19 protein-coding genes are annotated in these 23259 nt (G+C 62.0%); 4 read left to right on the top strand and 15 right to left on the bottom strand.

What is annotated here, in order from left to right:
• Position 1: 1 nt before the first annotated feature.
• Positions 2-1072: an AI-2E family transporter gene (locus OU997_RS16400; protein ID WP_108488015.1), complete on the bottom strand. Its 1071-nt coding sequence runs from the start codon at positions 1070-1072 to the stop codon at positions 2-4.
• Positions 1073-1195: 123 nt separating this feature from the next.
• Complete coding sequence (locus OU997_RS16395; protein ID WP_267807580.1) at positions 1196-2245, bottom strand: DUF2066 domain-containing protein; 1050 nt, start codon at positions 2243-2245, stop codon at positions 1196-1198.
• Between the two features lie 312 nt (positions 2246-2557).
• Here OU997_RS16395 and purM point away from each other — a divergent pair, with 312 nt between their 5' ends.
• The 3 genes from purM to OU997_RS16380 are packed head-to-tail and all read left to right on the top strand — an operon-like array spanning position 2558 to position 4996.
• A complete protein-coding gene (gene purM, locus OU997_RS16390; protein ID WP_108488017.1) occupies positions 2558-3616 on the top strand; it encodes a phosphoribosylformylglycinamidine cyclo-ligase in 1059 nt (352 codons plus the stop codon).
• Positions 3616-4266, top strand: a complete 651-nt coding sequence (gene purN / locus OU997_RS16385; RefSeq protein WP_267807578.1) for a phosphoribosylglycinamide formyltransferase — start codon at positions 3616-3618, stop codon at positions 4264-4266. Before purM ends, purN begins: the two co-directional genes overlap by 1 nt.
• 13 nt (positions 4267-4279) lie before the next feature.
• A complete protein-coding gene (locus OU997_RS16380) occupies positions 4280-4996 on the top strand; it encodes a DUF3108 domain-containing protein (RefSeq protein WP_267807577.1) in 717 nt (238 codons plus the stop codon).
• A 76-nt stretch (positions 4997-5072) separates the two neighbouring features.
• On the opposite strand, the gene OU997_RS16375 is transcribed toward OU997_RS16380, so the two are convergent.
• The 13 genes from OU997_RS16375 to OU997_RS16315 all read right to left on the bottom strand — a co-directional run bounded on the left by OU997_RS16375 (position 5073) and on the right by OU997_RS16315 (position 20386).
• A complete protein-coding gene (locus OU997_RS16375) occupies positions 5073-5612 on the bottom strand; it encodes a DUF2058 domain-containing protein (RefSeq protein WP_267807575.1) in 540 nt (179 codons plus the stop codon).
• A gap of 140 nt (positions 5613-5752) precedes the next feature.
• Entirely contained in the window at positions 5753-6583 is an 831-nt protein-coding gene (gene mazG, locus OU997_RS16370; protein WP_267807573.1) for a nucleoside triphosphate pyrophosphohydrolase, read from the bottom strand.
• Positions 6584-6610: 27 nt separating this feature from the next.
• Positions 6611-8854: a GTP diphosphokinase gene (gene relA, locus OU997_RS16365; protein ID WP_108488022.1), complete on the bottom strand. Its 2244-nt coding sequence runs from the start codon at positions 8852-8854 to the stop codon at positions 6611-6613.
• Positions 8855-8983: 129 nt separating this feature from the next.
• The gene (gene rlmD, locus OU997_RS16360) at positions 8984-10336 is read right to left on the bottom strand and encodes a 23S rRNA (uracil(1939)-C(5))-methyltransferase RlmD (RefSeq protein ID WP_267807572.1); all 1353 of its coding nucleotides are present in this window, start codon (positions 10334-10336) and stop codon (positions 8984-8986) included.
• A complete protein-coding gene (gene cysM, locus OU997_RS16355; protein ID WP_108488024.1) occupies positions 10336-11232 on the bottom strand; it encodes a cysteine synthase CysM in 897 nt (298 codons plus the stop codon). The genes rlmD and cysM overlap by 1 nt, the downstream gene beginning before the upstream one ends.
• Positions 11233-11326: 94 nt before the next feature.
• Positions 11327-11665, bottom strand: a complete 339-nt coding sequence (locus tag OU997_RS16350; protein WP_108488025.1) for a DUF3325 domain-containing protein — start codon at positions 11663-11665, stop codon at positions 11327-11329.
• A gap of 1 nt (position 11666) precedes the next feature.
• Complete coding sequence (locus tag OU997_RS16345) at positions 11667-13196, bottom strand: PepSY-associated TM helix domain-containing protein (RefSeq protein ID WP_267807570.1); 1530 nt, start codon at positions 13194-13196, stop codon at positions 11667-11669.
• On the bottom strand, positions 13193-13489 hold the full coding sequence (locus OU997_RS16340) for an iron transporter (RefSeq protein ID WP_267807568.1): 297 nt from the start codon (positions 13487-13489) through the stop codon (positions 13193-13195). The genes OU997_RS16345 and OU997_RS16340 overlap by 4 nt, the downstream gene beginning before the upstream one ends.
• Positions 13482-14378: an alpha/beta hydrolase gene (locus tag OU997_RS16335; RefSeq protein ID WP_267807566.1), complete on the bottom strand. Its 897-nt coding sequence runs from the start codon at positions 14376-14378 to the stop codon at positions 13482-13484. Before OU997_RS16335 ends, OU997_RS16340 begins: the two co-directional genes overlap by 8 nt.
• Positions 14375-15865, bottom strand: coding sequence for a class I SAM-dependent methyltransferase (locus tag OU997_RS16330; RefSeq protein ID WP_267807565.1), 1491 nt, complete (start codon positions 15863-15865; stop codon positions 14375-14377). The genes OU997_RS16335 and OU997_RS16330 overlap by 4 nt, the downstream gene beginning before the upstream one ends.
• Positions 15866-15954: 89 nt before the next feature.
• Positions 15955-18195 (bottom strand): TonB-dependent siderophore receptor, encoded by a 2241-nt coding sequence (locus tag OU997_RS16325; RefSeq protein WP_267807563.1) that lies wholly within the window; start codon positions 18193-18195, stop codon positions 15955-15957.
• 136 nt (positions 18196-18331) lie between these two features.
• On the bottom strand, positions 18332-19672 hold the full coding sequence (locus tag OU997_RS16320; RefSeq protein WP_267807561.1) for a sensor histidine kinase: 1341 nt from the start codon (positions 19670-19672) through the stop codon (positions 18332-18334).
• A gap of 3 nt (positions 19673-19675) precedes the next feature.
• Complete coding sequence (locus tag OU997_RS16315) at positions 19676-20386, bottom strand: response regulator transcription factor (RefSeq protein WP_267807560.1); 711 nt, start codon at positions 20384-20386, stop codon at positions 19676-19678.
• A 117-nt stretch (positions 20387-20503) separates the two neighbouring features.
• Between OU997_RS16315 and OU997_RS16310 the strand changes: the two genes are divergently transcribed.
• Positions 20504-23254: an ATP-binding protein gene (locus OU997_RS16310; protein ID WP_108488032.1), complete on the top strand. Its 2751-nt coding sequence runs from the start codon at positions 20504-20506 to the stop codon at positions 23252-23254.
• The last annotated feature ends 5 nt before the right edge of the window (positions 23255-23259 follow it).

Genomic DNA, 23259 nt, shown 5'->3' with positions numbered 1-23259 from the left:
ATCAATCGTTTTCAGGCGTAGCGCCATAAGTGTCCGATTGTTTATAGAAATCATGTAGATGACGCACTAACACCATGATCACCGCCGCCACGGGCAGAGCCAGAAGGATGCCGGTAAAGCCGAACAGTTGACCGCCCGCCATGATGGCGAAGATCACGGCGACCGGATGTAGGCCGATGCGGTCGCCCACCAGCATCGGCGTCAACAGCATGCCCTCGAGCATTTGCCCGACGATAAAGACTGCAGCAATGCCCATCAGCGGGTAGAAATCCAGACCGAACTGGAACAGTCCCGCCGTCAGCGCGGCACCGATGCCGACCACCACACCCAGGTAAGGCACGATGCTGGCCAAACCGGCCAGCACGCCAATCAGCAGCCCGAGTTCCAGGCCAATCACCATCAGACCGGTGGCATACAGCACACCCAGCGCCAACATCACCAGCAACTGACCACGCAGGAAAGCCCCGAGCACTTCGTGACACTCGCCGAACAGCTGCACAACCAGGCCTTCACGGCCGCGCGGCAGCAGGCTGCGCAGTTTGGCGACCATCAGATCCCAATCGCGCATCAGGTAGAAGCTCACCACCGGAATCAGCACCAGGTTAGCCAGCCAGGCCAGTAGCGCCATACCCGAGGCCGTGGCCGTGGACAGCAGCGTGCTCACGATATCGGTGGTTTTACCCAGTTGCCCGGAGAAAGCCGCCTTCAATTGATCAAAGCGCCAGAAACCATCACTCAGCCCCAGCTTGAGCTGAACCCACGGCAATGCCTGGTGTTGCGCCCAATCGAGCATCTGCGGTGCCAGTTCATACAAACGCACCAGCTGTTTGCCCAACATGGGCACCAATACCAACAGCAGAATGGCCATGATCAGGGTGATCAGGGCAAAAACCACCACCACCCCCCAGGTCCGCGACAGCTTCCAGCGCTCCAGACGGTCGACCAGCGGGTCGCCCATATAGGCCAGCAGCACGCCGATCAGAAACGGCGAGAGAATCGGCGCCAGCAGGTACACCAGGCCGCACAGCAGCAGTGCCGCGACTATCCATATCCAACGGTGCGAATCGATCATGCCCAGCGCTCCATATGCCAACGTTTTATCCAGAAATACTCAAACCGCGAGGCCCGTTACATAAGAAAACCGCAGCTCGATAGCTGCGGTTTTCAAATCAGGGACCGGGGTAATTGCCGCAGTCTACCAGCGAAACCTCAGCACATTCTCAGGCGCTACCACTGCGGAAACGGGCTCAGCCGCAGTAGCCGGCGGCGTAACCGACTGGCTGGCGTCAACCACTGGTGCTTCTGCCGGCACTTCCTGCAGGCGCGCCAACCCCAGTTGCGCACGCAACTGCTCTGCATTGGCATTGACCACAAAGGTCAGCGTATCGCCCTGAACCTTACGCAGTTGCGCCGCGAAGGGTTCGAGAATGCGCTGCAATTCGGCGTAACGCGCCAGGTCAACGCCCTGCACTTCCACATTAAGAGCACTGGCGGCGCCGATTGCGACAATAAAGCGGGGGGCCAGACGCTGGTTAACGTCCAACAGAATAGCATCGGCCAACACGGCTTGATCGGCACCCTGCACAGTGCCCTGCTCACGCTCATCACCCAGCCACAAGCGCCACTCGGCCTGCCATTGACCGCTTGCTTCGCGCGCCACAACTGCCAGCAAGGCATCGGCGGCGTAGCGTTCGGAGGCTTCACGCAAGGCAGCCGGATCATTGGCCATGAGGTTCTCTGGCACCGCCACCAGTTGCTCGGCCAGGTCGGCCAACGGCAAGCGCAGTGGCAGACCGCGGTGATGCGCGGCCTGGTTGAGAGGTGCGGCAGCAGCTTGGCCATCGCCGAGCAGACGGCTGCCGTCGCTGGCATCACTCAGCCACCACAGCAAAATGCTCGGGCGATTGGCGCCCCACAACGCCAGGCCCGCCTGACGCAGGCTGCGATCGGTGCTCAGTGGGTCAAAGTCGACCAGCAGCTGCTCGCCCTCATAGCCATATTGGCTGATGATCTGTTGCGGGTCCTTGCGCAGCGCCGCCAGTGCCGGGTTCTGCGCCGCATCGGCCTTGCCGGTCAGGCGCAGCACCAGGGTATCCAGCGCGCGGCTCAGAGCCGCAGCGCGCTCTTCCGGTTGCTGGCTGCTGACCGCTTCGCGGACTTGGTACAGATCACTCACCGGCGCAGCAAACGCCGGCAGGCCAGACAGCGACAAACAGACTAGAAGCAGGCGAGCGGTCAAACGCATGGATGAATTCTCGACGGACGGAAAGTGGCGCGCAGGCCAGGTTTAACAACAGTTATGGCCAACCCACACCACATAAAGCAGGAGTCGCTGGCTCAAGAGTGCGAGTTTAGGTGCTGTTAAGGCGCATTCCAAAGCCCTTTTCAGTCGCAGGTAGCCAAGAACAACCCCATTTCGAGCTTAAACAGCCGCCCCTACACCGGCAACCTTCGCGGGTGGCCGCTGCCGGGCAAGCCTGATAAAATCGCGCGCCTTCGCAGACCGCCGCCATAAGCGGTGGTGCCAATCCGAATTTCCCCCTAAAGGCCTGGATCTATGAGCAAGCAACCCTCCATCAGCTACAAGGACGCAGGTGTAGATATCGACGCGGGCGAAGCCCTGGTCGAACGCATCAAAGGCGTGGCCAAGCGCACCGCGCGTCCGGAAGTCATGGGTGGGCTGGGCGGCTTCGGCGCGCTGTGCGAGATCCCGGCTGGCTACACACAACCGGTGCTGGTCTCCGGCACCGATGGCGTGGGCACCAAGCTGCGCCTGGCGCTGAACCTGAACAAGCATGACAGCATTGGCCAGGACCTGGTTGCCATGTGTGTCAACGACCTGGTCGTCTGTGGTGCCGAGCCGCTGTTCTTCCTCGATTACTACGCCACCGGCAAGCTCAATGTCGACGTCGCCGCCACCGTGGTCACCGGCATCGGCGCCGGCTGCGAACTGGCAGGCTGCTCCCTGGTTGGCGGTGAAACCGCTGAGATGCCCGGCATGTACGAAGGCGAAGACTACGACCTGGCCGGTTTCTGCGTCGGTGTAGTAGAAAAAGCCGAAATCATTGACGGCTCAAAAGTCGCCACTGGTGACGCGCTGATCGCCCTGCCGTCCTCCGGCCCGCACTCCAACGGCTACTCGCTGATCCGCAAGATCATCGAAGTCTCCGGGGCGGATATCGAAACCACCCAGGTCGATGGCAAGCCGCTGACCGACCTGCTGATGGCACCGACGCGCATCTACGTCAAACCGCTGCTCAAGCTGATCAAAGAAACGGGTGCAGTTAAAGCCATGGCCCACATCACCGGTGGCGGTTTGCTCGACAACATCCCGCGCGTGCTGCCCAAAGGCGCCCAGGCCGTGGTCGACGTGGCCAGCTGGACGCGCCCGGCGGTATTCGACTGGCTGCAGGAAAAAGGCAATGTGGATGAGCACGAGATGCACCGCGTGCTCAACTGCGGCGTCGGCATGGTGATCTGCGTGGCGCAGGATCAAGTCGACGTCACCCTGCAGACCCTGACTGCCGCTGGCGAGCAACCATGGGTGATCGGCCAAATCGGCACAGCTGCCGAAGGGGCCGCCCAGGTCGTGCTGAACAACCTGAAACAGCACTAATGTCGGCACAGTGCAATGTGGTGGTGCTGATCTCCGGCTCCGGCAGTAACCTGCAGGCGCTGATCGACAGCATCGCCCATGACGGCAATCCGGCACGCATCGCCGCGGTGATTTCCAACCGCGCCGATGCCTATGGCCTGGAGCGCGCCACACAGGCTGGCATCGCCACCGCCGTGCTCGATCACAAGCAATTCGACGGCCGCGAAGCCTTCGATGCCGCGCTGGTCGAGGCCATTGATGCGTTTGATCCGCAGTTGGTGGTGCTGGCGGGGTTTATGCGCATTCTCACCCCCGCCTTCGTCAGCCACTACACCGGCCGTCTGCTGAATATCCACCCCTCCTTGCTGCCGAAACACAAAGGCCTGCACACCCACCAGCGGGCGCTGGAAGCGGGTGACAGCGAACACGGCTGCAGCGTGCACTTCGTCAGCGAGGAACTCGATGGTGGACCACTGGTCGTACAGGCAGTGGTACCGGTACAGTCGGATGACTCGCCCACCAGCCTGGCGCAACGTGTACACGAGCAGGAACATGTGATTTACCCGCTGGCCGTGCGCTGGTTTGCCGAAGGCCGTTTGCAGCTGGCCGCGCAGGGGGCGATGTTGGATGAGCAACTGTTACCGAGCACTGGACAGCTAATTCGAACGTAATCAAGGAGACACCATGGGTCGCGCCTTATTGTTCGCACTGACACTTTTGAGCCTGCCGGCACTGGCCGTCGAGCTGAAACCCTTCTCCGCCAGCTACACCGCCGACTGGAAGCAACTGCCCGTCAGCGGCAGCGCCGAACGCAGCCTTGAAGCCCTGGATAACGGCGTATGGAAGCTGAACTTCGAAGCCTCCATGCTGGTCGCCAGCCTGACCGAACAAAGCACCTTGCGCGTGGACAAAGAAGTCTTCCTGCCGCAGACCTACCTGTATGAGCGCAACGGCCTGGGCAAGGGCAAGAAGATCGAGCACGACTTCGACTGGAGTGCCAAACAGGTCATTGGCAGTGATCGCGACACCCCGGTGCGCCTGCCGCTGAATCGTGGCCTGCTGGACAAGTCAACCTACCAACTGGCCCTGCAATACGACGTGGCCGCCGGCACCAAGACCATGAGCTATCAAGTGGTCGATGGTGATGAAGTGGAAACCTACGATTTCCGCGTGCTCGGCGAGGAAACCGTGCGCACCAAGGCCGGTCTTATCGACGCAATCAAAGTCGAACGCGTGCGCGACCCGACGCAAAGCAGCCGCAAGACCATCCTCTGGTTTGCCAAGGACTGGGACTTCCTGCTGGTGCGCTTGCATCAGGTCGAGAAAGACGGCAAGGAATACCAGATCATGCTCAAGGACGGCACCGTCGACGGTAAAGCCGTTGTAGGCCGCCAGGACTGAGTTAACACCAATAAAAAGCCGAGCTACGTGCTCGGCTTTTTATTGGGCTGATGTCCGTAGGTTCGGCTCGGCGCCATTACCACATCAGATCGTCCGGCACCTGATAGGCCGCATAGGGATCATCGGCATCCGGCGCTTCAGTCGGGATATTGAGCAGCACCACACGCTGGGCGTCGCGCTCCTGAATCTTCAACGCCGCTTCACGCGGAATCACTTCATAGCCGCCGCCGTGGCGGACGATGGCAAGCGAGCCACTGCTGAGCTTATTGCGCATCAGGGTGTTGACCGACAGACGCTTGACCTTCTTGTCGTCAACGAAGTTGTAGTAATCCTCGGTGGTCAGCTTGGGCAAGCGCGAGACTTCAATCAGCTGCTTGATCTGCGCGGCACGGGCCTTCTGCTCGATCTTTTCCTGCTGCTGACGGTTCAGCTCCTGATCACGCGCGGCCTTTTCAGCCATGGCCTGCTGGGCGGCAAGCTTTTGCGATTCGTCCTTCTCGGCCTGACCTTTATGCACCAGGCGCTGCTGTTTCTGCTGCTGCTTGCCGGCCTGCTTGGCCTGCTTTTCGTTGACCAGCCCGGCTTTGAGCAGCTGATCGCGTAGTGAGAGAGCCATAACCTACCTTTCCAACCTTCAATATTAACTGGGCGTACCCAGCGCAATCGTGACGCATTATTCGCACAGAGGATGACGCTTCACCATCCTGCGTGTGCCTGCCGACGGTGGATGAGAATAACGTCATCCACCCTAAGGGCTCAGCAACTCGGGGTCTGCTTTTCCAGTTTTTTGGCTTCACCCCAGAGCGCGTCCAACTCATCCAGGGCGCAATCTTCCATGCTGCGCCCCGCTTCGCGCAATGCCTGCTCGATAAAACGAAAACGTCGCTCGAACTTGGCGTTAGCCGCACGCAGAGCGGTTTCTGGATCAACCTTGAGATGCCGTGCCAGGTTGCTGACCACAAATAGCAGGTCGCCGATTTCTTCGCCAATCGCCTCGGGGTCGTTTTCACTCATGGCCTCGAGCACTTCATCCAACTCTTCGCGCACTTTGTCCACCACAGGCAAAGCCTCGGGCCAGTCGAAACCAACCTGCGCGGCACGCTTCTGCAACTTGATCGCCCGGCTCAGCGACGGCAACGCCGTAGGCACATCATCAAGCAGCGAGAGTTGCTCAGGGGCCACAGCCTTCTCGGCACGCTCTCCGGTCTTGATCTCTTCCCAGCGTTGTTTGACCGCGGCCTCTTCCAGCTTGGCCACGTCCACTGCGCCATACAGATCGCCATCGGGGAACACATGGGGATGACGGCGAATCAGCTTGGTGGTGATGGCATCGACCACCTGGGCAAACTCGAAGCGCCCGTCTTCACGCCCCAGCTGGCTGTAATACACCACCTGAAACAGCAGGTCGCCCAGCTCACCCGGCAGATGATCGAAGTCGCCGCGCTCGATGGCATCAGCCACCTCGTACGCCTCTTCAATGGTGTGCGGCACGATGGTCGCGTAGCTCTGTTTGAGGTCCCACGGGCAACCGTGCTGCGGGTCGCGCAGCCGGGCCATCAGGTACAGCAGGTCGTCGAGTTGGTACATGGCAAATCCCGTTAGGTCGTAATCGCCTCAGGAAACCCGATGGCGACGGGCTTCGATGATATTCGGCAACTGCGAAATACGCCCCAACAAGCGCCCAAGCGCATCCAGCCCAGGAATTTCCACGGTGATCGACATGGACGCGGTGTTGTCGTCCTTGTTCGAACGGGTGTTCACCGCCAGCACATTGAGTTTTTCGTTGAGCAGCACCTGGGTCACGTCACGCAGCAGGCCGGAACGGTCGTAGGCCTTGATGACTATTTCCACCGGGTAGGTCTGCACCGGCACCGGGCCCCAGTTGACCTGGATAATCCGCTCTGGCTCACGCCCGGCCAGTTGCAGCACCGAGGCGCAGTCCTGGCGGTGAATACTCACGCCACGACCCTGAGTGATATAGCCGACGATCGGGTCGCCCGGCAGCGGTTGGCAGCAGCCGGCCATCTGCGTCAGCAGGTTGCCGACGCCCTGAATCTGGATATCGCCACGCTTGCCCGGCTTGAAGCCCAGCGCCTTGCGCGGGATCAGCTCCAGCTGTTCGTTGACCCGATCCGGCTCGACCAGTTGCTGCGCCAGGTTGACCAGTTGCACCAGGCGCAAATCACCCGCGCCGAGCGAGGCAAACAGGTCCTCGCTGGTTTTCAGGTTGGCCTTCTCGGCCAGCTTGTCGAAGTCCACATGCGGCAAGCCCAAACGCAGCAGTTCGCGCTCAAGCTGCTGCTTGCCAGCGGCAACGTTCTGGTCGCGGTCCTGCAGCTTGAACCAGTGGACGATCTTCGCCCGCGCTCGACTGGTGGTGACGTAACCGAGGTTGGAGTTGAGCCAGTCGCGGCTTGGCGTGCCGTGCTTGCTGGTGATGATTTCCACCTGCTCGCCGGTCTGCAGGCTGTAGTTGAGCGGCACGATGCGCCCGTTGATCTTGGCGCCACGGCAGTTGTGGCCAATCTCGGTGTGCACACGGTAGGCGAAATCCAGCGGCGTTGCGCCCTTGGGCAGGTCGATGGCGTGACCGTCCGGAGTGAAGACATAGACCCGGTCGGGCTCGATATCCACCCGCAGCTGTTCGGCCAGGCCGCCGATATCGCCCAGCTCCTCATGCCATTCGAGCACCTGGCGCAGCCAGGAAATCTTCTCTTCGTAATGGTTGGAGCTGGCTTTAACGTCGGTGCCCTTGTAGCGCCAGTGTGCGCACACACCCAGCTCGGCCTCTTCGTGCATCGATTGGGTGCGGATTTGCACCTCCAGCACCTTGCCTTCCGGGCCCAGCACAGCGGTGTGCAGCGAGCGGTAGCCGTTTTCCTTGGGGTTGGCGATGTAGTCGTCGAACTCCTTGGGAATATGCCGCCACAGGGTGTGGACGATACCGAGGGCGGTGTAGCAATCACGCACCTGTGGCACCAGCACGCGCACCGCGCGCACATCGTAGATCTGGCTGAACTGCAGCCCCTTGCGCTGCATTTTGCGCCAGATCGAATAGATGTGTTTGGCCCGGCCACTGATGTCGGCCTTGATCCCGGTGGCCTCTAATTCCTCGCGCAGCTGACCCATCACTTCATTGATGTAATGCTCGCGGTCCAGTCGGCGTTCATGCAGCAGCTTGGCGATCTGCTTGTACTGCTCCGGCTCCAGGTAGCGGAACGACAGATCCTCCAGCTCCCACTTGATGTGGCCGATGCCCAAACGGTGAGCCAGCGGCGCATAGATATCGAACACTTCGCGGGCCACACGCTGGCGCTTTTCGTCATCGGCCTCTTTTACCGCCCGAATCGCGCAGGTGCGTTCGGCCAGTTTGATCAGCGCCACGCGCACGTCATCAACCATTGCCACAAGCATCTTGCGCAGGTTTTCCACCTGCGCCTGAGAGCCGAGCACCAGGGAATCACGCGGGTTCAAGGAGGCGCTGATCGCGGCCATGCGCAGCACGCCTTCCACCAGTTTGGCCACCACCGGGCCGAAACGCTGATGCACCCGCGCCAACGGCACCTTGCCTTCGCGCACGCAGCGGTAGATTACGGCTGCGACCAGGGAGTCCTGATCGAGCTTGAGGTCGGCGAGAATTTCGGCGATTTCCAGACCGGAGCGGAAACTCGAGGCGCCCTCGGTCCACAGATTCTTGGCGGCATTGGCCTGCTGTTCGGCCTCGCGGGCGAACTCGCAGGCCTCGCGCAGTGCGTCACGATCCAACGCCGGATCAACACTCAGCACATGCTCGAGCCAGGCTTCAAGGTTGATGCTGCCGTCGTCATTGATCGGCTGATGCGCTCTGACCTGAACCATCTTGTTTACCTTCCCTACGGTGCGCGCCAAGCACACCGAACAGTCGCCGCCTTCTCTGAGCCGGTCGGTTTAACCACTTAAGGCGAAATCCCTGCACGCCCCTGCAGCACCGGGATACGGCGCTTCTATCTACTGCCTGACAAACAGCGCCATCGCTTCGACGTGCGCGGTTTGCGGAAACATATCGAGGATACCGGCACGTTCCAGCCGATAGCCTTGCGCCAGCAACTCGGCGCTGTCACGGGCCAGGGTCGTTGGGTTGCACGACACATACAGCACCCGTTTGACGCCCAACGCCGTCATTTGCTTGACCGCCTGCAACGCGCCATCCCGCGGCGGGTCCAACAGCACCGCGGCAAAACCGCCCTGCGCCCAGCTCGCTTCGACCAGCGGCTTGGACAGGTCGGCCTGGAAAAAGTGCGCATTGCCCAAACCATTTGTCCTGGCGTTCAGCGCGGCACGCTCCACCATGGCCTGCACGCCCTCCACGGCAATCAATTCACGCACCCGCTGGGCCAGCGGCAAGGCGAAGTTGCCCAGGCCGCAGAATAGATCCAGCACCCGCTCATCGGCCTGCGGCGCCAGCCAATCCAGCGCCTGCGCGACCATGGCGTCATTCACCGGCTGGTTGACCTGCACAAAATCACCAGGTCGATACGCCAAGTCGAGAGCAAACGCATCCAGGCGATAACTCAGTTGCTGCGCAGGATCAAACGGCTGCGGCTCCGCCGTGCCATGCAACCAGAGCTGCGCAGCCTGCTCAGTGCAGAACGCCTGCAACCGGGCCAGATCTGTCTCGCTCAATGCGGCGGTATGCCTTATCAGCACAGCACTGGAGCTGCCGCTGAACAACTCAACATGACCAATGGCCTGAGGTTTATCCAACTCACGCAGCACCTGGGGTAATGCACGCAGGATCGGCTGCAAGGGTTGTACCAGCACCGGGCAATCGCTGATGGCAATAATGTCCTGGCTCGCCGCTGCACGAAAACCCACATCCAGGCGCTTGGCCTTGTTGTCCCAGCGCACGGCAATCCGTGCGCGGCGGCGATAGCCCAGCTCAGGGCCGACCAGTGGCGCCGCCCACTCTTGCGGTTCAAGATTGGCCAAGCGGCTGAGCTGCTCGGCGAGCATGCGCTGTTTCAGGGCAAGCTGATCGGCATGGGGCATATGTTGCAAGCTGCAACCGCCACAGACTTTGGCATGTGTGCAGGCCTCGTCACGCCGCTCAGCGCTGGCGGTGAGAATGCGCTCGACCCGCGCCTCGACCACCTTGCCATGGGCACTCAGCACCCGCGCTTCGATCTGCTCGCCAGCCAGTGCGCCGCTGATAAACCAGGTACGCCCTTCGCTGAAAGCGATGCCACGGCCATCGTTGGCCAAACGCTCAATAGCCAGTTTCTGCTTCTTGCCCACTGGCACCTGGGGCGCCCGGGAACCACCGCTGGGTTGAAAGCGCAGACCGCCGTCTTTCTTGGCCATCAGTTGCTCGGGGCGTCGTAAACGCCACTGGACAGGTAACGGTCGCCCCGGTCGCAGATGATCGCCACCATCACCGCGTTCTCCACTTCCTGGGACAGACGCAGCATCGCCGCCACCGAACCGCCGGAAGACACCCCGCAGAAGATGCCTTCCTCACGCGCCAGACGACGCATCACGTCTTCAGCTTCCTGCTGGCTCATGTCGATGATGCGGTCCACCCGCTCGGCCTGATAGATCTTCGGCAGGTACTCCTGCGGCCAACGCCGGATACCGGGAATGGCCGAGCCTTCCATGGGCTGCAAACCGACAATCTGCACCTCGGGCTTCTGCTCTTTCAGGAAGCGCGACACGCCCATGATGGTCCCGGTGGTGCCCATGGAGCTGATGAAATGGGTGATCTGCCCGCCCGTCTGCTGCCAGATTTCCGGGGCGGTGCTGGTGTAGTGGGCAATGGGGTTATCGCCGTTGGCAAACTGATCGAGCACCTTGCCCTTGCCATCCGCCTGCATCTGCAAGGCCAGGTCGCGCGCCTCTTCCATGCCGCCCACCAGAATCAGCTGCGCACCGTAGGCGGTCATTGCCGCCTTACGCTCCGCAGTGGAGTTGTCGGGCATGATCAGCACCATGCGATACCCCTTGATCGCCGCCGCCATGGCCAAGGCAATACCGGTATTGCCGCTGGTGGCTTCGATCAACACATCACCGGGCTGGATGTCACCGCGCTGCTCGGCGCGGGTGATCATCGACAACGCCGGCCGGTCCTTTACCGAACCGGCCGGATTGTTGCCTTCCAGCTTCAATAGCAGGGTGTTGCTGGTGTTACCCGGTAAGCGCTGCAGGCGCACCAACGGGGTGTTGCCGACGCAATCGGCGATGGTTGGGTAATGCAGGCTCATGGCGAACGAAATGATCCAGAAGCAAAGAAGAGCGCCATGATAACGGCAAACTGCGCTCGGCCATATCAGCGAACACCACTACAACGCAGCAAAATTAACCCGCCAGGGCATACAGCAACAGCCAGCACGGCAGCCCCAGCACCGGTGCGTACACCGCCAGGCGCGGTGCATAAGGCAACAGCAGCGCCAGGGCAAAGCCGCTCAGCGACAGCATGCCGAACCAGCCCACCGGGCCCATCGCCCAGCCCCAGGCTTGCGCGCAACCCCACAGGCTGGCCACCAGCAGCAACCAGCCACTGCCACGCAGAATGCGACGTTGCAGCCGCGTCGGCGCCTTGCCCCAGACCTGCTTGTAGTGCCGCTCCAGGCCCTGACACAGCGCCAGCATGCTGCTGTAGGCCAGCAACAAACTGCCCAAGAATGCCGTCATCATCTCAATTCACCTGCGCCTGTGCATGCCGCACCCGCCGCTCGCTGTGTTGCACCTGCGGCTGACGCAAACGCCAGACACTCCAGGCCAGCAGCAGGCCCAGTGCTATCACCGTCACCTCCAGCCACAGGCGCATGCTGTCACCCCAGGCCTGGCCGTCACTGACTGCACTGAGCAGCGGTAAGCCCAGGCACAGCAACGCCGCCAGGCTCAGCTGCTCGCGCCAGGCCTGCAGGCGCGGGCGCAGCCAGGCGTGCAGCAGGCTCAGCAGCCACAGCGCAAAGAAGCCACGCGCTTCCCAAACGGCACGCTGAGCCAGCTCCTGTGGCAACAGGCGGTTGAGCCACAGCAGGCCGATACAGGCGACGGCCAGACCGCTGATCACCGCCACATTGAGGCTTTCCACCAGGCGATAGAGCTGTTGCCCCAGGGGGCTTTCACTGGCGTATTTACGCCGCCGCTTGACGGTAAACAGCACCAGCCCGGTGGCGATCATGGCGCTGCTGAGCACGCCGCAGACAAAGTACAACCAGCGCATCGGGTAGCCGCCGAACTGCGCAAAGTGCAGGCCAAACATCACCCGTTGCGCCAGCACACTGGGGCGCAGCTCAGGCGGTCCGGCCAGCAGCTCACCGGTGACACCGTCAAACACCATGTTGTGGCCTTTGGTCAGGGCAATGCGGTTACCCAGCACCCGGCGCATTTCGATATGCGCATCACTGCGGCCGGGGTGCTCGATCACCACACCGCTCAGCGGTCCCATGCGTGCTTCGGCCTGAGCCAATAGCGGGGCCAGCGCCGTCAGCGGCGCCGGGTGAGTCAACGCCTGACGCGGCGCCTCCATGACCTCGATGTGCTCGCGATAGAACGCCGCAAAATCACCTTTGTAAAGGCTGTCCAGCGCCGCCGGCATGTAGATCAGGGCAAAGATCGACAGGCCTGTGTAGGTGATCATCAGGTGAAACGGCAACAGCAAAACCGCCCCGGCGTTGTGCGCATCCAACCAGGAGCGCTGCCCCTTGTTGGGCCGAAAGGTGAAGAACTCCTTGAAGAATTTCTTGTGAATGATGATGCCGCTAACCAGCGCCACCAGCATGGCCATGGCGGCCAGGCCGACAATCCAGATGCCCGGATTGCGCGACAGACTCAGGGTGTAATGGAAATGAAAGAAGAAGCTGCCACCGGCACTCTCGCGCACCGCCAGCGGCTCGCCCGTTTGCGGGTCCAGGTAGGTGTTGATACCCGAACGCCGATCGCCAGCCGTCACCTGCAAGGCAGGCATGCGCTCGCTGGGCAGGCTGATGTTCCAGGCGCTGGCATCGGCATGCTGGCGTTGCAGATAAGCCACGGCGTGCTCAACAGCCTGAGCATTGCTGACCGACGTCTGTTGGATCTCCGGCTGCATCCAGTGATCAATCTCCTGATCGAACACCGCCAGGCTGCCGGTGAGAAAAATGGCGAACAACAGCCAGCCGAACAGCAGGCCACCCCAGGTGTGCAGCCAGGCCATGGATTGAGTCAGGGTCTGTTTCATGCCAGGCGCTCCAGTAGGTGTGGCCAGAAGCCAATCAGCGCCAGCGGCGCAGCGGCCGGCACCACCGCCCAGGCGCGCCAGACGCTGCGCGCGGCAAACGCCCAGAGAATCGCCAGGGTGTAGACGGTGAATGACAGCAAGCTGGCAATCAGCAGCGCATCCACCCGGTCCAGCGGCAACAGCTGCGCCAGGGCGGCGGTCAATGCGTAGGTGAACACATAGCCGCCCAGCAGCCCGGCCAACACCCGTGAACAGATCGGCCACGCCTGGATTGTTTCTCCGGCCTTACTCATCGCTTCCCTCCTGCGCCAAGCCGGCCGCCATCCGCAGTGCCGGCCGCAGGGACGCGGCCAACATCGGCCCATGGCCCAAGCCGGCAAATTCCTGATACTGCACCTGCAGCCCCGGCCAGCGCGTCAGGCGCTCGGCCATCTGCCGCGCGGCATCGGCCGGAACCGCGGCCATGGCCTTGCGCCGCTGCTCCAGCTGCGCCGGGTCGACACCGGGTCGAGCGTTACCGGGCAAACCTTCGTCACTGCCGCGTAGGATCAACAGCTGGGCAGTGGCCCCGGCAAAGCCGCGTTCGGTCTCCAGCACCAGCCCGGACTGCCACCACAGCGACGGGCTGGCGGCGATGTAGCGGCTAAAGCTGGCCGGCTGGGTGAACAGGGTGTTGAGCACGAACAGCCCGCCGAACGAATGCCCCCAGAGGGACTGTTGCGCCGGATCAACCGGTTGCAGCGCGGCTACCTGCGGCTTGATGCGCTGCTCCAGCAACGCCAGAAAGGCCGCAGACCCGCCACCCTGCACCCCATTGAAGGCCTGCATGGGCTGACCATCGCGACGTGCCGGGGTGTAATCGAGGGTGCGTGCCGGCACATTGAAGGGCTGCTCTCCGGCATGCCCGATAAACACCAGCAGCGGCGGCGTCCCAGCCTTCAGCTCGTCCAGCCACTGCGCGTCCAGCGCTGCCAGCGCGGCATGGCCATCAAGCAGATAAAGCACTGGGAAACCGCTGGCCGGCGCTGCACGCGCCGGTACCAGCAGCTGCACCTGATAGCTGCGCTGGGCATCTGCCGACTGCACCTGAAACGGCTCAAGCCGTTGGTAACCGGGATAATCCGCAGCGTTCACCATGCTCAGCCAGAACAGACAGGACAACCACAACCAGCAGCGCTTCATGGCACGACCCCCAGCACTTGCCAGCGGGGTAAGGTGTATTGCTCGAAGTGCTGTAGACGCTCGGCCGCCTGTTCCACGGCAACACCATGAAGTCGTAGCAGGGCCTGAATGGTTTCACTCAGTAAGACGCCACGTAACGGCGGGTGCTCCAGCACCACGCGAGCGGCCGCCATTTCCAGTTTGTCTGCCGGCACACTCGCGCCCAAGCTGGGCGCAGCCAGGTGCGCGTAACCGACGCCCTGCAACGCGCCCTCAGCCAGCAGGCGGTTGAGTGCCTGACAGCGGGTGACATCCACTGGCGCGTGCAGCAATGGATGGGCATAACCCGTCCACATCAACAGCTGCAAGGCACCGCTGAGTTGACCGACCTGCGCCGCCAGGGCAGGCCGCCTCGCCAGTTCGGCAAAGCTCTGCGGCCCCTCGCCAAGGGCCTGCAGCAGCGGCTGATACAACTCGGCAGCGCCCTGCAGTGGACCGATGCGCGTGGCGAACTCAATCGCACCCGGTGCTGGCGCTGCGGGCAACAATGCCCAACAGCTGTCCAGCAAGGCGTGCCGATGCGCTGTGGCAGACAGGGCCTGATCGCCGCGTTGGTACAGGTCACTGCGCTGGGCCTGGTTACGTGCCAGGTCCTTGGCGGTTTCCCGCAGCAGCGGGTCAGTCAGACGCTGAATCGCGGCCAGGCAGTTACCGGGCAACGACACTGCATCGATGTTTTCCAGTGGAATGGCGCTGCCGATCAGTTGACAGCCAAGGCTGGCAAACTCCGCCATGACGTCGCCCACCGGCAACGGCTGCCAGTGCTCACACAACAGCTCATGGGCCAGATAGTCCAGCCCCTGCTCGGCACTGCGCGCCAGCAGCCGGGCCATCTCAGGCTGCTCAATAAAATAGCCGGCGCCGCCTTGTTGCAAGGCCTGCAATGCCTCCAGCGCCGCCTGCACACGCTGCGGCGGTGAACCTTCGCTGTGTTGTGCGTGCTGCCAGATAAAACGCTGAGCCGCTGCCAACGGCGCCATGCCGGGCTGACACATATAACCCAGGCACAGCAGCCCATTGGCGTTGAGGCGCTGCTCGACAAAGCCACGGATAGCCTCACGCTGCGCGGGTGCCACCCAGCTGTACACCCCATGGGCCACGATAAAGTCGTAACCCTCACCCGGTTGCGCGAGCAGCTCGGTGAAATCGGCCTGCACAAACTCGATATTGCTCAACTGCGCAGCGGCGGCCAGTCGACGGCCATGGGCGATATGTTGGGGGTTTAAATCCACCGCCACGAACTGCCCCTCGGGATTGCTGGCGGCCAGCAACAGGCTGTTCAGGCCCTGCCCACAACCCAGTTCGCAATAGCGAAACCCCGACAACAGGCTGCTTGCGCGTTGCCCGAGGGCCGTCTGCAGCGCCACCAACCAGCTGGGTGCCAACTGCGGCTGCACATGATGGGGATAGGGCAACTCGGCCAGATACCCCTGATTCCACACTTGCATTAAGCGTTTTCCTGCACTGAAAAGGCTCCGCCAGGACAGGCCTGGCGGAGCCGAAACCCGCCGTAGCGACGGGTAAGGAGCACGATGACTTAGAAGGATGCGGTGACCGAGGCGAAGTAGGCACGCCCGGCTTCGTTGTAGGTGTTGGCCCCGGCTTCGGTGGCGTTGCCTTCGCGGTAGAGGCGTTTGTCGAACAGGTTGTTGATCCCCATGCGCACGCTGTACTGCTCATTGAAGGCATAGCCGGCGCTGACGCCCATCAGGCCGTAAGGATCGATGTCCTTCTGTGCCTGGCTGTCGATCGCCACGTTGCGCCGAGCGTTGTAGCTGGGGGACTCCTGGGTACCGTAGTAGGTGCCACTGACCTGCAGCGACAGCTTCTCGGTGGCAGCCCAGTCCAGACTGGTGTTGAGGGTGTACTCGGGGATGATGCTCAGCGGCTCGCCGCTGTCCTTGTCCTTGGACTCGATCATGTAGGTGAAGTTGGTGTTCCATTCCAGCGTCGGGCTGAGGGTGACGAACAGGTTGCCTTCAACCCCCTCGACCACCGCCTTGCCGGCGTTTTCCCAGTTCTGTACACGACGACCGTTCGCCAGGCGGAAGTCCGCCGTGTTGCTGGAAACGATCTTGTTCTTGTAGTCGTTGCGAAAGTAAGTCGCGCTGGTACGCCAGGTGCCCTTGTCCAAGGCCAGACCGATTTCCTTGTTGATACTGGTTTCCGGCTTCAGGTCCGGATTACCGATCAGGTAGCAGCCGCCAGCGTTGGCTTCTGCCGCGTTGCAGCCAAAACCCATGCTATAGAGCAGGTAGTTGGGGTTGGACTGATACAGGTTGGGGGTCTTGTAGGCCCGGGCGATACCGCCTTTGAGGGTCAGCTCATCGGTCAGTTCATGGGAGGCATTGAGGCTCGGGCTCCAGTTGCCGCCAAACTCCTCATGATCGTCATAGCGCAGCCCCGGGGTAACGATGGTGCGCTCACCCGCCTCGATATTGTCTTCGGCAAACAGGGCAAAGCTGTGCGCGGTGGTCTTGGTTTGGCTGCGGTCAAAACCGGGAATCGCTGGCACACCGCCGACACCCGGGTCCCAGGTCTGCGCGCGCATGGAGCCTGGGTCATTCAGGCTTTCATAAAGATATTCGCCGCCCAGGGTCAGCACTTGCGGCGCGCCCACCTCCAGCGGCAGGTTGACTTCGGCATTGGCGCGGGTGTTACGCAGGCGCGACATGAACACCCCGGCCCCTTCCGCCGGCGCGCCCTCACCGCCACCGGCCAGGCCCTCATTGAGGCGCTCGTTGCGGGTGTAGTCGTAGGCCAGCGAGGCGGTGGAGCTGCCCCAGTCGTAACTGCCGTTATGGGTCAGCGCGTAGCTGCTGCGCTGGATGATATTGGTTTCCTTGCCATACAGCTGGTTCACGAATGCGCCACCGCCATTGAGCATGGTGTCGCCGGCATAGATGTTGCCTTGACGGCTGTAGGTGGCTTCCAGGTCCAGGCTGTGATCGGGGTTCAACTGCCAGCTGAGCAGGCCACTGATGTCCTTGTTGCGCACGCCTTCACGACCTGCAACCAACGTATCGGCCCCCACCTGATGCTCACCGTTGATGTCGGCATCATCGGCATTGGTCTTGTTGGCACCGCCATAGAGGCGGAAGGCCAGGCTGTCGTTCAGCGCACCGCTGAGGTTGAAGTTGGCACGCTGGCCGGCCCCTTCGGCATCGTCTTCCGGCTGGATCGCGTACAGGGTGACCGAGCCACGCAACTCCTCGGTCGGCCGCTTGGTGATGATATTCACCACCCCACCCATGGCCCCAGAGCCATAGCGGGCGGCGGCCGGGCCGCGGAGGATTTCGATGCGCTCGACCTCTTCAGCCGGCACCCAGTTGGTTTCGCCACGGGTGTCACGGTCACCGGTCCAACCGTAACGCACGGCGTTGCGCGAGCTGGAAGGACGGCCATCGATAAGAATCAGGGTGTTTTCCGGGCCCATGCCGCGCAGGTCGATCTGGCGGTTGTTGCCCCGGCTGCCACTGGTGCTGTTACCCGTCAGATTGACCCCGGGCTCGCGGCGGATCACATCGGAGAGATCATTGGCCGGCGGACGCTTCTTGATGTCCTCGGCGGTGATGATCGATACGCCCGGCGCCTGCTTGAGTTCCTGCTTAGCGGTGACCACGGCGTCCTTGAGCGTGATCGCATCGGCGGGCTCGGCGGTTGCGCTCAGGGCATCCACCTCAGCATCGACCGCATCAGCGGCAAACAGCGTGCAGGGGGAAAGACCGGCCGCAACAATGGCCAATGACAGATGACTGAGCTTGAATCGCGACTGCATGAACACCCTCTCCTGTGGCGATTAGTCCGCATCCAGGCGCAGGCGCTGACAGCAAAGCACTGCGCCAACCCACCCCGTACGCGGGAACGGCGCAGATGATACTTATTCTTATTTGGCAGTAAAGTTCATTTACAATCTATACACTTTTCAACCGAAAACTCAGGCGCAGTCCAGCCCCGCTATTCTCGGCCCACAGTTCTCCGCCCTGCATCTGCATGGCACTACGGGCAATCGCCAACCCCAGGCCAAAGCCATCACCGCCTGGCCGATCCGCAGACAATCGAATAAACGGCAAGAACATCTGTTCAAGCTGCGTGGCCGCAACGCCGCCACCCTGATCCTCCAGCCAGAACAGCCAATCGCCCTGTTCCAAGCGCCCACCCAGGCTGATCATTGCGCCAGAGGGGGAATGCCGAATGGCATTGCGCAAGCCGTTTTCCAGCGCCTGCGCCAAACCATTGAGGTGTCCGAGCACGCAGCAGTCGTCAGGCAACAGGCAGCGCACCTGCGCCTGCGGCCAGCCGCTTTCAAAGCAGGCATCTTCGACCAACACGGCCCATAGTGATGGCAGGCTGATCGGCTCTAACTCAGGCTGCGGACGCTCCGTCCCCAGCCAGATCAACTCCAGGGTGTCATCCACCAGGCACTGCATGCCGTTGACCTCTCGCTCCAGGCGCTGGCGCATTTGCTCGGCATCCAGGCCACTCTCACAGGCCACCCGCAAGCGGCTCAAGGGCGTGCGCAGCTCATGGGACAGATCGCGCAGCAACTGACGCTGCAGGCTGAGCATGCCCTGCAGGCGCTCGGCCATATGGTCGAAGGCGCGGCCCAGCTCGCCCAGTTCATCCCGGCGCGAACTGATCTGACTGGCCATGCGCACACTCAGTTGCTCATCACGCAGGGCGTTGGCCTGCTCACGCAGGTGCTGCAACGGGGTAATCAGCAGGCGATACAACAAGGCACAGAGCAAAAGCGCCAGCCCACAAGGCAACAGGCCGTGCACCAACAACTGGGCATGCCAGGTAAAACCCTGCGGCAGAAAACGCTCCGGCAACTCGATCACCAGTTGGCCATCCTGTGGCTGCTGCAGAAACGGCAAGGCAATGACCGGCAGGCCACTGGCGCGCTTGCTCATCGGCCAATCGATACGGCGCATGGCCGTCAAACGCTCGCTTTCTTCAAGGCTCAAGGCCTGTGTACCCAGCGCACGCAAATCACGGCCAATCACTTTCAACCAGACAGATTCGCGCTGCTGCATCTGCGTCTGCCAACGCTCGACGCCTTTGGCACCGGCACTGCGCCAGACCTGCTCTGCCTCAGTGGCATAGCCAAGCAGTTGCTGCTTCGCCGCTTCACTGAGCAGATAGCCGCGAAACTCGATACGCCCGCCCCATGACCAGCTGAGCCAGATGATCAGCAAACAAAACGCCATGACCAGCAGCGCCAGTCGCCAGAACAATGAGTGACGTCCTGGCATGGCTCAAACGCCCTCACGGGTGAACAGATAGCCTTTGCCCCAGATCGTTTCCAGACGCGCAGCGGTGTACCCCAGCGCCAGCAGTTTGCGGCGCACATGGCTGATGTGCATGTCCAGGCTACGGTCGTGGCGCGAGAAAGCTCGGCGCAGCACCTGCTGATAAAGAAAGGCTTTGCTCAACAACTCTTCGGGGTGGCGGACAAACAGCTCCAGCAGGCGAAACTCGGTATGGGTCAGCTCAGCCCAGCGCCCTTGCAGCGAGATATCCATACGGACCTCATCAAACTGCAAATGGGGATCCACCCCAGCAGGCAGCCATTCACGCCGCTCATAAGCCACGCGCCGCAGCACAGCCGCAACCCGGACACTCAACTCATCCATGCTGAAAGGCTTGGGCAAGTAGTCATCCGCGCCCTGACTGAAACCGGCAATCCGATCCTGCTCGCCACCCAAGGCGGAAATCAGAATCACCGGCACGCTGCGGCATTGGCGCAACCGCTGTAGTGCCTGCAAACCGTTCAGCCCCGGAAGCAGAATGTCCAGAAGAACCAGATCAAAATGCTCATCCGCCGCCAGCCGCAACCCTTCACCGCCATCGCGGCTATGGCAGACGCTGTAACCGCAGTCTTCCAGGCGGCGCTGCATGTGGCTGGCCAGCAAAGGATCGTCTTCAACCAGAAGAATGCGTGCGATGGAAATTTCACAGCTCAACACGAGACCGACACCATAGCAAATGAGAATTATTCTACATGCTACTCCCCCCACACTCACCTACAGATTCTCACTCGCCGAATCGCTACACTGCCGACATCACACCCCAGGAGGCGTCGCGTGTTAAAGGATCTAGGCATCAAAGGCCGTGTGCTCATGCTCACCCTGCTGCCCACCAGCCTGCTGGCATTAGTGCTGGGCGGGTATTTTACCTGGGTGCAGCTCTCGGGCCTGCAAGGGCAACTGCTGCAGCGCGGCCAGATGATCAGCGAACAGCTCGCGCCCCTGGCTGCCCCGGCCTTGCTGGCGGGCGATGCCCCCCTGCTGCAACGCATCGCCACCCAGGCTCTAGAGCAACCTGACGTACGCGCAGTGAGTTTTCTCAGCGCCGAGCGCGGCCCCGTGGCCCATGCCGGACCACGTATGCTCACCCCATTGCCCATGACCGCAGAATTACAGCCAGTACAGAGCAGCAGCCAGGACGCCACACGCTTTCTCATGCCCGTGTATCAGCAACACCTGAGTCTGACTGGCAGTACATTCAACGAACCCGGCACCCAGTTACTCGGCTGGGTCGAACTGGAGTTGTCGCATCACAGCACCCTGCTCAGCGGCTACCGCAGCCTGCTGGCCAGCCTGCTGCTGATTGCCACCGGACTAATGGTCACCGCCCTGCTCGCCGTGCGTATGAGCCGCACCATCAACGACCCGCTGCGGCAGATCAAACAGAGCGTCGCCCAACTTAAAGACGGCCACCTGGAAACCCGCCTGCCGCCACTCGGCAGTCATGAACTGGACGAACTGGCCTCGGGCATCAACCGCATGGCCGAGTCGCTGCAGAACGCCCAGGAAGAACTGCAACACAGCGTCGATCAGGCCACCGAAGACGTACGGCAGAACCTGGAAACCATCGAAATCCAGAACATCGAGCTCGATCTGGCGCGTAAAGAAGCCCTGGAGGCCAGCCGGATCAAATCCGAGTTCCTCGCCAACATGAGCCACGAGATCCGCACGCCGCTCAACGGCATCCTCGGCTTCACCAACCTGCTGCAGAAAAGTGAACTGACGCCGCGCCAGCAGGATTACCTGGGCACCATCGAAAAATCCGCCGACAGCCTGCTGGCGATCATCAACGAGATTCTCGATTTCTCGAAGATCGAAGCCGGCAAACTGGTACTGGAAAACATCCCGTTCAACCTGCGCGATCTGTTGCAGGACACCCTGACCATCCTCGCCCCCGCCGCTCACGCCAAGCAGCTGGAGCTGCTCAGCCTGGTCTACCGCGACACGCCGCTGTCACTGATTGGCGACCCGTTGCGGCTCAAGCAGGTGCTGACCAACCTGGTAAGCAACGCGATCAAGTTCACCCGCGCTGGCACCATCGTGATTCGCGCCATGCTTGAAGACGAAAGCGCCGACCGCGCACAGCTGCGCATCAGCGTGCAGGACACTGGCATCGGCCTCTCCGATGACGACCTGCGCGAGCTGTTCCAGGCTTTCAGCCAGGCCGATAACTCGCTCAGCCGCCAGGCCGGCGGCACCGGCCTGGGCCTGGTGATTTCCAAGCGCCTGATCGAACAGATGGGTGGCGAAATCGGCGTCGACAGCACGCCCGAGGAAGGCTCGGAATTCTGGATCACCCTGAGCCTGCCCAAGGCCCGCGACGATGCCGAAGACCTGCCGCGGCCACCGCTGCTGGGCCGCCACGCGGCCGCCCTGGAACACCACGACCTGGCGCGTCAGGCTCTGCAACATCAACTGGAAGACTGCGGCCTGCAAGTCAGCGGCTTCGATAACCTCGACAGCCTGCTCAACGCCGTGGCCGAAGCACGACATAGCGCCCAGCCAATCGAACTGGCGGTACTCGGCGTAAGCACCCAGACCTTGCCGCCGGAGCGCCTCGATCAACGCATCTGGGAGCTCGAACGCCTGGCCTGCAAAACCCTGCTGCTGTGCCCCACCACCGAACAATCGCTGTACCACAGCCTGTTGCCGGATGCGTACAGTCAGCTGCAGGCCAAGCCGGCCTGCACGCGCAAGCTGCAGCGTGGCTTGGCCGAGCTGGTCAGTCCACGGCAGAACCGCACAGAAAACATGCAAAGCGCCCCTAGCCGCCCGCCACTCATTCTCTGCGTCGACGACAACCCGGCCAACCTGCTGCTGGTGCAAACCCTGCTGGACGACATGGGCGCACAGGTGAGCATCGCCAACAGCGGCTATGAGGCCGTGGAAAAAGCCGCCGAGCAGACCTTCGACCTGATCTTTATGGACGTGCAGATGCCCGGCATGGACGGCCGCCAGGCCACCGAAGCCATTCGCCAACTGGAGAACGAACGCGGCAAGGGCCCGGTACCGATTGTTGCGCTAACGGCCCACGCGCTCGCCAACGAGAAACGCGCCTTGCTGCAAAGCGGTCTGGACGATTACCTGACCAAGCCAATCAGCGAGCGTCAACTGGCCCAGGTGGTACTCAAATGGACCGGCCTGGCCCTGCGCAACCAAAGCGATGAACACACAGGCATCAGCGCCACGCCTAACACCCTCAGCGTGCTGGATGCCGACGAAGGTTTGCGCCTGGCTGCCGGCAAGGCGGATCTGGCCGCCGACATGCTGAGCATGCTGCTCGCCGGCCTGCCGGGCGACCGTCAAGCCATCCGTCAGGCGCGTGACAGCGGCGAGCGCAACAGCCTGATCGAGCGCGTACACCGCCTGCACGGCGCGACCCGTTACTGCGGCGTGCCGCAGCTGCGCGCTGCCTGCCAGCGTAGCGAAACCCTGCTAAAACAGAACGCGCCCGCCGCCCAGCACGCCCTGGATGAGCTGGATGCCGCCATTGAACGATTGGCGCGGCACGCCCAGGTCAGCGCCTGATTCAG

The sequence above is a fragment of the Pseudomonas sp. SL4(2022) genome (assembly GCF_026625725.1).
Classification (GTDB): Bacteria; Pseudomonadota; Gammaproteobacteria; order Pseudomonadales; family Pseudomonadaceae; genus Aquipseudomonas.
Note: the sequence above shows the minus strand (reverse complement) of the source record. Positions and strands in the feature narration are given on the sequence as shown.